Origin of the sequence: Colwellia sp. M166 (assembly GCF_024585285.1) — a bacterium.
Lineage (GTDB): Bacteria > Pseudomonadota > Gammaproteobacteria > Enterobacterales > Alteromonadaceae > Cognaticolwellia.
On record NZ_CP040755.1, the window covers coordinates 276,321 to 290,261 of the forward strand.

Genomic DNA, 13,941 nt, shown 5'->3' on the forward strand with positions numbered 1-13,941 from the left:
ACTTATTCATTTATAACGTGTGAAGTCATTATGGAAAATAAATTTAAGCTATTAAAGCAATGCTCAGGTCTGGTGAAAGCTTTATTTTGCTCATCCTTATTGCTTGTTGCTGTGTCTGGTCATACACAAGAGACAAATAAACAAGAAAAAGGCGCTGAAGCGCTTTATCAAGAGCATTGTCAAAGTTGCCATGGTGTTGACAGAATGGGCAGTATGGGCCCGGCACTGTTCCCAGAAAACTTATCAAGATTACGTAAAAATAAAGCTATTGAAGTGATCCAACAGGGGCGTGTAGCGACACAAATGCCAGCGTTTGCTCAACAATTAAACGTTCAGCAAACTCAATTGTTAGTTGATTATATTTATACGAAGCCGACAACACAGCCACAGTGGACAATGGCGGATATTCAAGCAAGCAATGTACAGCATTTTGATCAGAATAAATTAGGTGACAAACCGCTGTTTGATGCTGATTTAATGAATTTATTTATTGTTGTCGAACTTGGTGATCACTCGGCAACCTTGTTAAATGGCGATACTTTTGAACCGATAACACGTTTTAAAACCCGCTTTGCTTTGCACGGAGGACCAAAATATTCTCCTGATGGCCGTTATGTATATTTTGCCTCTCGTGATGGTTGGATAAGTAAATACGATATTTATAATATGAAAATAGTCTCAGAAGTGCGCGCAGGTATTAATACCCGCAATTTAGCGATTTCTTCGGACGGCAAATACGCTATTGTCGGTAATTACTTACCACATAATGTCGTTATTCTTGATACTCAAGATTTATCGCCGATTAAAAGTATCGACGCTATTGATAGTGAAGGGGTAAGTTCACGTGTTAGTGCGGTATATAACGCACCTCCACGTCATAGCTTTATCGTCGCGTTAAAAGACGTCAAAGAAGTATGGGAAATTCCTTACAGTGATAAAGGTGGGGTTGAAGTTTATAAAGGTTGGGCACACGATTATCGCAAAGACGGCGGTGAGGGCAAAGTGGAGAATTGGCAAGTTTCTGATAACTTTCCTATTAGACGTATTAGAACCGCAGACTATCTAGATGACTTCTTTTTTGATCCACAATATATTAATTTAATTGGCGCATCCCGAGATAGCCATAACGGCCAAGTGATCAATCTTGATGCTAAGAAAAAAGTAGCAACTATTGCTATGGCGGGTATGCCACATCTAGGCTCTGGTATAACTTGGGATTATCAAGGTAAAACTGTTTTTGCATCACCCAATATCAAAGAAGGCCGAGTTTCTGTTATTGATATGGACAACTGGCAGGTGATTAAAGAAATTGAAACTCAAGGACCGGGATTTTTTATGCGCAGTCATAGTAACTCGCCTTACGCTTGGGTTGATGTGTTTTTTGGACCAAATAAAGATAAAGTACATGTCATTAATAAAAGTACGTTAGAGATTGTAAAAACCTTAACGCCTGTGCCGGGGAAAACTGCTGCCCATGTTGAGTTTACCAAAGATGGTAAATACGTTTTATTAAGTATTTGGGATAATGATGGCGCTTTAATTGTTTATGATGCCAATACACTGGAAGAAATTAAACGTTTACCGATGAAGAAACCATCAGGAAAATATAATGTTTTTAATAAAATTAATTATGAGAAGGGTACTAGTCACTAATTTACATTAAATTAGATAAGTGAACGATAATAAAAGCTTAACACTCAAGTGTTAAGCTTTTTTAGTTTTGGGATTTAGACCAATTTTACTAAGCTTTGAGTGGGAACAAACTTATTAGACTTGGTATTACTTATAAAATTAACATTAAAGCGTCTTTAAAAAATCTAATACGACTTGGTGATGATCTTTAGTTTTGAACTTATTGAATACATGTTCAATGTTACCATTTTCATCAATCAGGAAGCTTGTGCGAACAACCCCCATATTTTCCTTACCCATGAATTTTTTCAATTGCCATACATGGTACTTTTCACAAACAGCGTGGTCTTCATCAGCGAGTAAAGTAAAATTAAGCTCTTGCTTATTAATGAAGTTTGTTAGTTTTTTTGGTGTATCAGGACTAATACCAAGCACGACAACATTAAGTGCATCAAGCTCTACCTTAGAGTCACGTAGACCTTTAGCCTGTATAGTGCAGCCTGGTGTGCTTGCTCTAGGGTAAAAATAAAGTAGTGCCTTTTTCCCTTTTAGTTCAGATAAAGTAACAGGGTTACTGTCTTGATCTAAGAGTGTAAAGTCAGGTGCTACTTGGCCAACGTCGATTGCCATTTTATTTTCCTTATGATTATGATTATGAATACAGTGAGGCTTATGGCTGCTCTGCTTAGTATTTTTTGAATGCGTTATAATGTTAGAGATGTTAAACCATACTGTCTAGCGTAAACACTTCATAGAATAGCTTTATCTGAATTTACCATCAGTAAGATTGGCTGGTGTTAAATTGTAACGTTACATTCTCTTTAAAATAAGTTTGATTGAATTTTCTTGATACAACCTTGCACATCAAATTGTTCACACAATTGGACAAAATCACTTTCAAGTTGTTCGATACTGGTTTCTTCCATCAGTGCAATTAATAATGAAGCACTCATGTGATTATTTTTCTGATTAATTTCAGATTTTAATGACGAGACATCAATATTACGGGTGGCAAAGAAAGCGGTAACGGCTTTTAAAACACCGGGTTGATCGATACCGGCGTAATCAACTTGATAATGATGTACGAAATCTTGCTCCCGATAACCTGAGGTTCTTTTCATCATGGTAATAAGTTCAAGCTCATGAGCAACCGCGGGTAGTTTACTCTCTAATTGATAAATTGCTTTATTAGTACCAGTAAGCAGCATGATCAAGGTAAATTCTAAGCCAAATATCGCCATTCTGCTGTCAATAATATTACAACCACATTCACTAGCTAACTTAGTTAAATCGCTGACACTGCCGGTGCGATCGGGACCCATTGCCGTTAATACCAAATACTCACTCATCAATAAACCTAGCTGTTATGAAAAAACGCTATTGTAACGCATGTCAGGGTACTAAAGCTAACGAGGAGCTGAAAGCGCCGCACAATGTACAATAATTAACCTCTGGGCTCACCAGTTTATGGGTAAGCAATAAAATCACAAGAAGATACATTTAATATGCACTTATTGGTTGCTAGTTTGCCTTAAAACACATAAGATGCTTTTAAAATGTATCTTATGTGTTTTTTATGAGTCACTGAATGAATTTTACAAGTAATGATAATAACTGGCAGGCGTTAGGCCCAAGTGAACAATTTGCAAAAGATTGGTCTAAAGTGCTGATAAAACAGCATATACAGATAAATCAAGAAATTAAAAATATCACCTTAATGTTGTCTCAATCGCTATATTGCGTACTTCAACTTGATGCTAAAATAAAACGTTTAATTCAAGCGGTAAAAGTTCATCTGCAGTTAGAGCAAACATTTTTAAATCCTGCGCTTAAGCATAAATATGAAAGTCAGCATCAAAAGCAGCGGCTTGATCAAAGTTACAGCATGCTCCATCAAGCTTGCTTTAAAATTAATGAGATCATCAGTGCATTGATGCTTTTCCCTCATAATACGGTGCTTAGAGCAAAGCATACGGATCATATCAAACAGTTTTTAAATGAAATGACGACTCGCCTCGCTGAGGAAGATATTTTTTATGCTCAACTTGAACATGTTGAGCATGCTTATGTTTGAGTTTCAATATCATGGCCAGCAGGCAAAATTAGCATGGTACGTACAAGATTTAGTTGTTGCTTCTTTAGACGCTATCTACGGTCAAGAATTACTAACGCGTGGTTCAATCAAAGGCACAAAAACAAAAATAACTACACAAGTCTTATTTGAGTATTTAAATAAAAATGCTGATTTATTATTGGCAATGACCTGTCAGCAATTAGACGATTTATTTATTAACCAAAAGCTCAAGTCGGCCATAAAAAACAGCATATGGATTAACATTTCAGGCAAGCTTTTAACCGATGATGCAATGTTTACTCATCTGTGGGAAACAACATTAAAGCATATAAGTCAGATGGATAAGCAAAAATTAGTGCTTGAAATTTGTGAGGATACTATTGCCATTAACGATAATATCGTCATTGAACGTATCAAAAACTTACAGCGCGAAGGCTTTAAAATCGCCATTGATGACTTTGGCTCAGGACATTCAAATTTAATTCGTTTAAGCCAAGTTAATTTTGACTTTATCAAATTAGACTTACAATTGATTAAAAATGTACCTGAAGATTTATGGGCCACAAGTTTATATAAAGGCATCATTGAATTATGTTCTTCAAAAGGTAGCTTGATTGTTGCTGAGGGAGTCGAAACTAAAGCGCAATCAGATTATATTCGCTGGGCAGGGGTAAACATAATTCAAGGTTTTCTGTACTCAAAACCTTATGCAATGATGTAAAAATTATAGCAAACACTTTTACTTTTCACACATTAATAACGAGATCACCAATGCGTTCATTATTTTTTAGAATGAGATTTATTCACTGGTTGGGTGCAATAGCATTATTTGTCAATGCGACACTTTTTACCCAAGCGCTATTTTCACAAATCACGCAACTTATTGTCGTTGTACTGTTAATTATTCATGATATTGATGAGAAGTTTTGGGGCGTTGACTCATTAAAAAGTGTCACTAATTATATGAAAAATTTTGAAAAGAAAGACCTTTCTGTACCTTGTGAAATTAATAGTCAATATAATAGTGAAATAAGCAAGGTATTAAATGTTATTAATGGCTTTAGACAGAATGTTCAAGGCGCTTTAGTCGATATTCAGCAGCAGGCAAGTAATTCTGATGAAATTTCCGAACGATTAAAAGCTAAAACCCAAAACATTGCGATTAGAATTAAAGAGCAAGACAGTCGAGTTGGGTTTTTGACGATTCAAGTTGAAAAATTAGATAAAACATCGATTACTTTACAAGCTAAAGCGGAAGAAACTCGTTCACAAGTGGAAGTCACACAACAAGGCTTACTTCGTTCCAATAGTACCATGGGCGTAATGGTTAAAGATTTAGGCTCATATATAGAAAATAATGATAGGCTGCAAAATAAGTTTCAAACCTTATCTGAGCAAACCAAGTCTATTGTCAATGTGGTCTCTGTTATTGACAACCTTGCCGACCAAACCAACTTATTAGCGTTAAATGCTGCGATTGAAGCGGCTCGAGCAGGTGAACATGGTCGAGGATTTGCTGTTGTTGCTGATGAAGTGAGGAATTTGGCCAAGTCTACGCAGGAGAGTTTGGATGAAATCAACCAGATTATATTAGGTATATCTGACGCTGTACTTGATGCTGAGCAGCAGATGAAATTACAATCGCTAGCGATCACCTCTTTATCCAAGCACACAACAGCGAGTCAAACAGAACTTGAGCTTGCCTGTGAAAATATCACTGGGATTTTAGCGCTGATTGGTCAGGAGAATAAAGATGATAGTGTTGATATTCAATATATTAATCAGCTGGTCAGTAACGTAGCCAAAGAAATTGAGCAGCTGAAAGCGCTTTCTAGTTCAAATTCAAATGACTGCTCTGAACTACAGCAGCAGGGACACTACCTGAGTGAAGTGACAGAAAAAATCGTTAATCAATTGGCAATGTTTAAAACGCGTTAAATTTTATTTCCTCTAACTGTAGCTTTGCTAAATACCGTGCGGATTATTTTTTAAGCCAATTTAAATATATACATCAACAGTAGTTGTTGAATTTTATGGCCTTCGCGGTTAATCTCTTAGTTTATTTATTATCATGATTGGATAATCACTCTCTCGTATGGAAGTACTTGATATTAAAACTTTAGTGTTTATTTTTTTAACACTGAATGTCTTAGGCTTTTTAGCGTATATTTATATGCGTTTTTCTATTTTACGTATTCCAGGTATGGGACTTTGGGCTGGAGCGCATCTTTCCATAGCTTTGTGCTTTTTGTTTGTCTTACTCAATATTAGCTCTGCAGAACCGCGTTTTTTATTACTTGTCATCGGTTTTATTATGTTGACCCATGTCATGTGGTTAAGCGCTTCTAGGTACTTTTTTAATAGAGATAGGCTATCGCCATTCTTCGTTTTTTTACCTGCTTTGATTGTTATTCTTGTTGCTATTTCTAGTAGAGCGGCTGTCGCCTTGCAGTGGATTGAAGATGGCGCTTTATTTCGTCTAAATTATACTATGATCTTTACAACCTGTGCATTTTATCAGCTGGCCATTGCTAAAGAGTTTATCAGTTATCGTTCACCACGATTAATCACATCCGTGTCCGTTGGTTATGCTTTTGCACTACTAGCGGTGTTATCTATTCTTAAAACGATCACTGTGCCAAATAGTTTGCCGCCACTTGTTGTAAGTTCAAGTGCTTATAGTATTACTACTTTTGTTATGATTGCTTTCATTCAAGTTATCTCCATGTTCGGTTTAGTGCTGATTTCTGCTGAGCGACTGCAGTATAAATTAAATGCGCTTGCTCAGAGCGACCCATTGACCGGGCTACTTAATCGCCGTGGTTTTCAATTACTGTCAGAACAAGCGTTCAAACGCAGAAGGCAAGGTAAAAATATTAGTATGCTGATGGCATTTGATCTAGATCATTTTAAAGCTATCAATGACACCTATGGTCATGCGACAGGTGATGAGACGTTAATCGCCTTTGCTAATTGTTTGACGGAAAACACCCGAGCAGAAGATATTGTCTCAAGGGTCGGTGGCGAGGAATTTGTCGTATTATGTCTTGATGTTGACCGTATTGATGCCGAGAATACCGCTAAGCGCGTCAGTGCATTTATGGCCGGCCTCACTATGGAGTCAAAGGCCGGGGAAAGTTTCTCTATTACGGTCAGTATTGGTCTTGTCATCATTGAAGAAGAAAGCCCAGATCTTAGTTGTTATTTAGCGGCAGCTGATGACGCTTTATATGATGCTAAAGCGAAAGGGAGAAATAAAGTGGTTATGGTCGATTCATCGTCAAACTTTAGCGTTGTAACATAACAACAGCATGCTGAGATAATAGTTTACCAAAGTAAGCTAGCCTTTTGATTTGAATTTAACGACTGGCTTTAATCTGCTTTTATTTTGTTATTTTTATGATAAATATGCTGCAGTATCTTGTGTTTGCATTTTCAGGCAAGTACCATGGTGCGCGGCTGTATTTGGCGCTATTGACAATAATTTACGTGTTTTAAATAAAAGAGATGATTCTGAGGGAACTTAGCTCAGATTCAGTAATCAAAACGACGTTATTGATGTATTGCTTGAACGTTAGACACACATTTCTTGGTGCTGTCATCATAACTAAAATGTTAATTATAAATAATCAACAAGCAAAATTAAATTTAGAAAGATTCAGATTTTTATCCTCGGGAGTGTTAATGAATCGCAAGATATTTTATTTTTCATTATTGAGTGTCGCTGTTGCTAGCTGCGGTACTGCAAATAATAAACAAGACGGTAGGCGATTTTGAATACGCGCACAAAAAAGAAGCAAAAGCGTTAAAAGTACCTGCGGGATTAGATAAACCGACCAATTTTGACACCTATTTTGTCAGTAATAAAATAAATCATCAGGGCCCTGTTGGCGTTGATGTTGATGTACGTGCACCGTCACTTGTGCTACCGATTGCCGCATCTACTCGAACAGAGGGCAACTCAGCAGCCTCAACCGTTTGGTTTGACCAAGTACTTGATGACAGTGATTTACAAGCTTTTGTGCTACAGGCATTAAAAGATCAGTTAGCGACAGCTGATGTTGAATTAAAGCAAGTTGATGATAGCGGTTTAGTGTTTGAATCTGATTGGTTCAACAATGAAACCGAAGACGGCTCTTGGCTCTTTAAGTCAATAGCAAGCTCTGAGAGTATTCGCTATCGCTATAGCTTTGAAAGCAAGCCTCATGGTCGAAGTGTTGCGTTAACTGTTGAGCTTATTGATTACCTTAAAACGGATAAAGCAGGTGGTAGCAAGCGCATAGATATTATTGATCAACAGCGTGCTGAAATGAACATGCTTAATGAAGTGATAGGACAAGTTGATTATCAATATCGGTTAAAACAGCAAGAAAATCGTTTAATGCGTGCCAATCAGAAGTTCGTTAGTTTAGGTGAAAATAGTGTCGGTGAAGCGGCATATGTTATTGAGATAGCTGTTGATTTATTATGGTCTAATTTGCCACTATTCTTTGAAGATCATGGTTTTATAATCACAGATCTGAATGAAACCACTAAAATTTATTATGTTGATTATCTCCAACCTGAATTTAGCCTTTGGGACCGAATTTGGGGAGATACTTTACCCGTTGTAGATCTACCTAATGGTAAGTACCAGTTTAAGTTAGAAGGCAAGGCTGAAAAATCTACCGTTACATTATATGATGAGCAAGGCACAGCACTATCTGCTCAAGCATTAGAGAAAACATTTAATGTCATGGAATCCGGTTTATCATTTAAAGACGCTTTCTAAAGCTCGTTAAGTTTGCTGTTAATAAAAAACTCCGTTAATCGGAGTTTTTTGCTTTATGGTTAGTATCAGAGGGGGTAGAAAAGCTTGGCATTTTATGTGCAGACTTTTGTGTTCGTGGCAAGGTTTCTTTTAAATCATTCAGACCCTTCTTACGTAAAGGGGTTTTAGCACTTTTTTGAAAGGTACTTAAGTTGCCAATCAAAATAACTAAAGCAATGATCACGATAGTTGGGGCAACCCAGCTTTCAGTTAGTATGCTGGTCATATATTATCGCTCCGATAAATGGTCTTCATATGTATTTCTCACCAAGTGATTAGGTGTTGGCTATATTAACAATATAACGCTGATAGAGTTCAGGTAATATTGCCATTAATTGTGTTTTACCTTGAATATCGCAATTGGCTAACGTTTTTGCCAATAGAGCTTGGCTATATGCCTGCTGATAGTGTTGAGATAAGGGCAAATATGAAAGGTGCCAAGGCTCTTGAGCTACACCACCGCGAAATTTATCATAAGGTAAAAAGAAACCAAAGCGTTGCGCATGTTTAGCTAACCAAAGAGTTAACGGATAAAAATGCCCCGATGCTTGGTATTCCCAAGGCTCTAATGCTAAAGATTGCCCTGTTGGTAGTAAATTTTTTGCATAAACGTCAATGTCACAACCCCAATGATGACGACTAGCGCCAGGCAGCGCAGAGAATAGCATAATAGCGTGTATCTTTTCATCGATACTCAGTTGTTCAAGAGCAACCGTTTGGTTACTGGCATCTTTTATTGGTGTTTGACCTGAAAACTTATTTTGCCAAATGGCTAATTGACGTTCAAAGCTACGAAAACCACTGGCAATCGTTAATTCTATGCCAGCAAGTTTTGCCTCAGCTTGCAGTTTACTAAAGCCAGCTACCATCTCATGATGAATACCAATATTTGCACTTAGCCAATGTATATGCTGTGCAGTTTGTCCGGTTAACATTAACTCGAGCTCGCTCATATTACCCATGATTGGCTAGCACATTAACCAAAGTGTGATAGTAAACATCGGTAAGTTTTATAAGATCAGGCACTGAAACAGACTCGTTCACTTGATGAATAGTGGCATTACATGGGCCAAGCTCAATAACTTGGGCCCCGGTTGGGGCAATAAAGCGTCCGTCCGAGGTGCCGCCACTAGTAGAAAGTTCAGGACTGATCTGACAACAGGTTTCAATCGCCTGTACAACCGAGTCAACCAGTGTGCTTGGCTCAGTAATAAAAGGTTGGCCGTTAAATACCCAGTTTATTTCAAAGTCTAATTGATGTTGAGTTAATAAAGCTTCTACTTTATCAACAATCATCTCTGCAGTTAATTCAGTACTATAACGTAAGTTAAATAAGGCTGTTAAATGGCCTGGTACAACATTGGTAGCACCGGTACCCGATTGAATATTTGACAGTTGAAAACTGGTCGGAGGAAAATACTCATTACCATTATCCCAATGCATTTGGCTTAATTCAGCTAAGACAGGCATAGCCAGATGAATGGGGTTGATCACGTGCTCAGGGTAAGCAACATGACCTTGTTTACCGTGAATGTGTAGCTCAGCAGATATTGAACCACGGCGACCATTTTTAACCACATCACCTAATTGCTTGCTACTTGATGGTTCACCAACAATACAATAAGTAATTTTTTCATTTCGCGCTTCAAGGGTATCAATAACCCGTGTGGTGCCATTAATAAAAGGGCCTTCTTCATCGCTGGTGATTAAAAATGCAATAGAGCCTTGGTGATCGGGGTGGTCAGTAATGAAACGTTCAGTGGCAACGATCATCGCTGCTAAACTGCCTTTCATATCTGCAGCCCCACGACCATAAAGCATATTATCGATAATAACGGGCTCAAAAGGTGGAGTATGCCAAAGCTCTAAATTGCCAGCGGGTACAACATCCGTATGACCAGCAAAGCAGAAAACCGGTCCTGATGCGCCTTTTCTTGACCATAAATTAGTGGTGTCTTCAAACAGCATACTCTCATTATTAAAGCCCAATTTAGCTAATCTTTCAGCCATTAACTGCTGACAGCCAAAATCTTCAGGGGTGACTGATGGGCGCTCAATAAGCGCTTGTGCTAATGAAACTGTGCTGTTGCTGTGCTTTTGCATAATGTCACTAACCTCTAAATAAATGCTTGTTGATATTGGCTATCTTTAAAACCAACTAAAAGTGCTTGGTTATGTTTTAGTAAAGGGCGTTTTATTAACGTCGGTTGCGCGAGAATAATTTCAGTTATAACCTCGTCAGTCAGGTTGCTTTTAATTTCATCTGATAAGTTTCTAAATGTCGTGCTGCGCTTATTTAACAGTGCGCTTAGGTCGGTAAAGGTCAGCAACTCTTGTAATAGTTCTGCACTGAAGCCATCGCTACGAAAGTCGTGAAATTGATAAGGGATATTTGCTTGTTCTAACCATTTTTTGGCTTTTTTTACGCTATCGCAATTTTTTATGCCATAAAGTATTGTCATGATATTTCCTGAATTAGATCACTTGATAGTTTTGTTTTATAAGGGCAGCTTTAGCCGCTTCAAATTTATCTGATTTTACGAGAATGTAGTCAGTATCGAAGGTTGAAATGGCAAAAATACTAATTTTTTCATTCGCCAAAACCGTTGATATATTTGACATGATGCCGGTTAAACTAAAATCCAATGGCCTGACAACTTCAAATGCCTGCCAACCAAGCTCAACTTCTTCACTGTCAATTTCAATATGCTCTGGAATGACGATTGAGATCTCATCATAAGTTTTTGCCAAGAAAAATATTGGCGCATTAAAAACAACATCGGGAATTGAGCTTTCACGGCGTAAACTATGAATAGCAAATGTTTCAGATAAGCGACGTAAAGTTAAATGACTCATAAATCAATTTTGTTTAGGTAGTTTGTTAATACTATAGCGGTTAATAGCAGGGAACTCTAGAGGCTATAGTATTGATGGTTTGATTTTTGTAATGAATTATTTTTATAAACAACACTGGTTAACCTGTGTTTAGTCGCTATTAGGGGAGTTATTGCTATGAAGTGAGTGTATTTGTAGTTCTATTGAGCTATATAAAGCCAATTTAAGCCACTAATTATAATATTAGCTTTAAATGATATCCACATAAGCTGTGGATATCATTGTGTGCAACTATTGTTTAACTACTCAATCTTATGTTTTATATGAATTTAATTAGTTGGTTAAAAAATATCAGGTAATCTTGTTAAGTTAAGATTTAAGATAAGTTAGCAAAATCTTGTACTAATGAATAAAGCAGCTAAAGATCTAGTTATTTCTACTATAGATCTTAGCTGCAAGCATTTTTTTCGTTATAAGACTACAATTGTGCTTGAATTGCAGTCAATGCAATGGTGTAAACAATATCATCAACTAAAGCGCCACGGGATAAATCGTTAACCGGTTTTCTCATTCCTTGTAACATTGGGCCAATACTGACTAAATCTGCTGAACGTTGTACGGCTTTATAAGTGGTATTACCGGTGTTAAGATCTGGAAAAATAAAGACATTAGCTTGGCCAGCAACCGGACTATTTGGGGCTTTTTTGCGAGCAACATTTTCCATAATAGCGGCATCATATTGCAGAGGTCCGTCAATAATGAGATCTGGACGTTTTTCTTGAGCAATTTTTGTAGCGGCAGCCACTTTTTCAACATCAGCACCAAAACCTGATGTACCTGTGCTATAGCTGATCATGGCCACTTTCGGTTTAATACCGAATTGTATTGCTGAATCAGCTGATTGAATGGCGATATCGGCCAATTGCTCAGCGTTCGGCTCTGGGTTGATAGCACAATCGCCATAGATAAGTACTTGGTCGGGGAGCAACATAAAGAAAATCGATGAAACCAGTGAGCTACCTTCGGCGGTTTTAATTAATTGTAATGCCGGTCGAATAGTATTGGCTGTGGTACTCACTGCACCAGATACTAAGCCGTCAACTTGACCAAGTTGTAACATCATGGTCGCTAGTACGACATTATCTTGTAATTCTTGTTTGGCAACTACTTCGGTCAAGCCTTTGGCCTTACGTAGCTCAACCATGGGCGCGATATAATTATCACGAATATTTTCAGGATCGGTAATTAATAAACCTGTTGGTAGATTAATCCCTTGCTGCTCCGCAATACGTAAAATGGTTTCCCTATCACCGATTAATTGACAGCGAGCAATATTACGCTCAACACAAATAGCAGCAGCTTTAATGGTACGTATATCTGTACCTTCTGGCAATACGATAAGCTTATTGGCGTGACGAGCTAGTTCGGTGAGTTTGTGTCTAAAGGCAGGTGGCGACATTTTATCGCTAATAGTGGCCTTGTTACTGAGTTGTGTTAACCAATCCTCAGCAAGATTATCGGCAACAAACTCTTTTACTTTTTCTTGTCGTTGTAAATCATCTTCAGGAATATCAGGGTTGAAATTCATTAAATATCGTGAGGTTTGCCAAGTATCCCAAGGTACTGAAAGCACCGGTAAGCCGGCATCAAGTGCTTGTTGGCATAGGCTAAGAATTTCTTTATTAGGCACATAGCCATTGGTCAGTACCAGTGCTGAAACTTTTGTACCATTGAGTGCCGACAGGCAGGTAGCAATAATGATATCGGTCCGATCGCCTGGCGTGACAATTAAACGACTGGGTTGTAAGTGGCTCATTAAATTATCGACACTACGGGCACAAAAACTGATACTGCGAATACGACGGTGCGCCATATCGCCACTATTAATAATGTCGGCGTTGAGGTAGCTGGCAACGTCGAGCACTCTTGGCGCGATCAGATCCATTTCCCACGGTACGGTACCTAATAATTCAAAGTGACGATTTTTAAATATCGACAAGTTAATTAATGGTGCAAGATCTAAGTGCTGGTTAAATTCATGCTCACGGGGCAATAAACCAAATTCGTCTTTATCAGGCGAGTTGATTTTATTGATGATACAGCCGATTAATTTCGAGTTTTTAATACCACCAAATGTTTCAGCACTCATTTCTATGCGATCTTCAAATTCTTCTACTGAGTCATTGTCTTGTGCGGCAACTAACACTATTTCAGCAGAAAGTGCTCGAGCAACATCGCGGTTAACTCTTCCGGCATAGGGCTGACGTGTTGTTGGGATCAAACCTTCAATAATCACCACATCATGCGCTTTGTCTATAGCATTAAATTTTTCTACAATTTGTTCTAATACAATGTCGTTACGTCCATCGCCCATTTGCTGTTCAACATAAGAAAGGGCAATGGAGCCTGATGCTTCAATGTCAACTAACTGACTGTTGTTTTTTGCTCTAGCGTTACGTGATGGTTGTGATATCGGTTTAAAGTGGCCAACATTAATACCTTGTTGTTGGCAGGCATGAATTAAGCCTAAAGTTACACTACTGAGCCCAACACCAAAACCGGCAGGTATTAACATAATACGATGTGCCAT

At 38.0% G+C, this 13,941-nt stretch carries 14 protein-coding genes; 6 read left to right on the top strand and 8 right to left on the bottom strand.

The genetic code is table 11. The features are described 5' to 3' along the window. Window positions 1–30 precede the first annotated feature (30 nt). On the top strand, window positions 31–1,653 hold the full coding sequence (locus tag FGD67_RS01350) for a nitrite reductase (protein ID WP_306556780.1): 1,623 nt from the start codon (window positions 31–33) through the stop codon (window positions 1,651–1,653). Between the two features lie 144 nt (window positions 1,654–1,797). Here FGD67_RS01350 and bcp read toward each other — a convergent pair whose 3' ends face one another. Further along, window positions 1,798–2,262, bottom strand: a complete 465-nt coding sequence (gene bcp / locus FGD67_RS01355) for a thioredoxin-dependent thiol peroxidase (protein WP_257173337.1) — start codon at window positions 2,260–2,262, stop codon at window positions 1,798–1,800. A 191-nt stretch (window positions 2,263–2,453) separates the two neighbouring features. Further along, on the bottom strand, window positions 2,454–2,981 hold the full coding sequence (locus FGD67_RS01360) for a glycine cleavage system protein R (RefSeq protein ID WP_257173338.1): 528 nt from the start codon (window positions 2,979–2,981) through the stop codon (window positions 2,454–2,456). A gap of 239 nt (window positions 2,982–3,220) precedes the next feature. On the opposite strand from FGD67_RS01360, the gene FGD67_RS01365 reads away from it, so the two are divergent. The 5 genes from FGD67_RS01365 (at window position 3,221) to bamC (ending at window position 8,477) form a co-directional block, all read left to right on the top strand. Continuing rightward, window positions 3,221–3,706 carry a hypothetical protein gene (locus FGD67_RS01365; RefSeq protein WP_257173339.1) on the top strand — a complete coding sequence of 162 codons (486 nt, stop codon included), beginning with the start codon at window positions 3,221–3,223 and terminating at the stop codon, window positions 3,704–3,706. Continuing rightward, window positions 3,699–4,427 (top strand): EAL domain-containing protein, encoded by a 729-nt coding sequence (locus FGD67_RS01370; protein WP_257173340.1) that lies wholly within the window; start codon window positions 3,699–3,701, stop codon window positions 4,425–4,427. Before FGD67_RS01365 ends, FGD67_RS01370 begins: the two co-directional genes overlap by 8 nt. Window positions 4,428–4,477: 50 nt before the next feature. Then, complete coding sequence (locus tag FGD67_RS01375; RefSeq protein ID WP_257173341.1) at window positions 4,478–5,644, top strand: methyl-accepting chemotaxis protein; 1,167 nt, start codon at window positions 4,478–4,480, stop codon at window positions 5,642–5,644. A gap of 157 nt (window positions 5,645–5,801) precedes the next feature. Beyond that, window positions 5,802–7,010: a diguanylate cyclase gene (locus tag FGD67_RS01380; protein WP_257173342.1), complete on the top strand. Its 1,209-nt coding sequence runs from the start codon at window positions 5,802–5,804 to the stop codon at window positions 7,008–7,010. A gap of 414 nt (window positions 7,011–7,424) precedes the next feature. Then, window positions 7,425–8,477, top strand: coding sequence for an outer membrane protein assembly factor BamC (gene bamC / locus FGD67_RS01385; RefSeq protein WP_257173343.1), 1,053 nt, complete (start codon window positions 7,425–7,427; stop codon window positions 8,475–8,477). A 34-nt stretch (window positions 8,478–8,511) separates the two neighbouring features. On the opposite strand, the gene FGD67_RS01390 is transcribed toward bamC, so the two are convergent. The 6 genes from FGD67_RS01390 to pta all read right to left on the bottom strand — a co-directional run bounded on the left by FGD67_RS01390 (window position 8,512) and on the right by pta (window position 13,941). Beyond that, a complete protein-coding gene (locus tag FGD67_RS01390) occupies window positions 8,512–8,742 on the bottom strand; it encodes a hypothetical protein (protein ID WP_257173344.1) in 231 nt (76 codons plus the stop codon). Between the two features lie 49 nt (window positions 8,743–8,791). Continuing rightward, a complete protein-coding gene (locus tag FGD67_RS01395) occupies window positions 8,792–9,469 on the bottom strand; it encodes a M15 family metallopeptidase (RefSeq protein WP_257173345.1) in 678 nt (225 codons plus the stop codon). A 1-nt stretch (window position 9,470) separates the two neighbouring features. Further along, complete coding sequence (gene dapE, locus FGD67_RS01400; protein ID WP_257173346.1) at window positions 9,471–10,619, bottom strand: succinyl-diaminopimelate desuccinylase; 1,149 nt, start codon at window positions 10,617–10,619, stop codon at window positions 9,471–9,473. Between the two features lie 14 nt (window positions 10,620–10,633). Beyond that, entirely contained in the window at window positions 10,634–10,978 is a 345-nt protein-coding gene (locus FGD67_RS01405) for an ArsC family reductase (RefSeq protein WP_257173347.1), read from the bottom strand. A 13-nt stretch (window positions 10,979–10,991) separates the two neighbouring features. Then, a complete protein-coding gene (locus tag FGD67_RS01410) occupies window positions 10,992–11,372 on the bottom strand; it encodes an ACT domain-containing protein (RefSeq protein ID WP_257173349.1) in 381 nt (126 codons plus the stop codon). 457 nt (window positions 11,373–11,829) lie between these two features. Next, on the bottom strand, window positions 11,830–13,941 hold the full coding sequence (gene pta, locus FGD67_RS01415; protein WP_257173350.1) for a phosphate acetyltransferase: 2,112 nt from the start codon (window positions 13,939–13,941) through the stop codon (window positions 11,830–11,832).